Here is a 314-nt window from a genome sequence, read left to right as displayed (position 1 = left end):
TGACCATGAACCGTCCCGCTACACTCCCACCGCTCGACATTCACCCAGGTCAAGCCTCAAAGTACTGCTGGAGTACTAACCCCCGTGTGCGCGGGGGCCGCGCCGCCTACCGTCGTGGGGTATGGACACCCACGACCCGGAGCTCAAGAAGGAGCTCAACGCGACCCTTCAGGCCCGCCGCGAACTCGGCGAGGAGTACGACTCCGCGCTCGTGGACTCGTTCCTGGAGAAGGTGGAGAACCGCCTCGACGGCACGATGGACAAGCGCGTCCGGCGTGAACTGGCCGAGCAGCAGCTCGTGGTGGCGCGCGGCG

General features: G+C 66.6%; 1 pseudogene. It reads left to right on the top strand.

Annotated elements, in window-relative coordinates:
• Positions 1-121: 121 nt before the first annotated feature.
• Positions 122-314, top strand: a pseudogene (locus LCE31_RS40190) (hypothetical protein); the annotation flags it as partial.

Origin of the sequence: Streptomyces sp. 8L (assembly GCF_020176795.1) — a bacterium.
Lineage (GTDB): Bacteria > Actinomycetota > Actinomycetes > Streptomycetales > Streptomycetaceae > Streptomyces.
The sequence above is the reverse complement of the archived record's forward strand: the minus strand, read 5'-3'. Positions and strand labels throughout refer to the sequence as shown.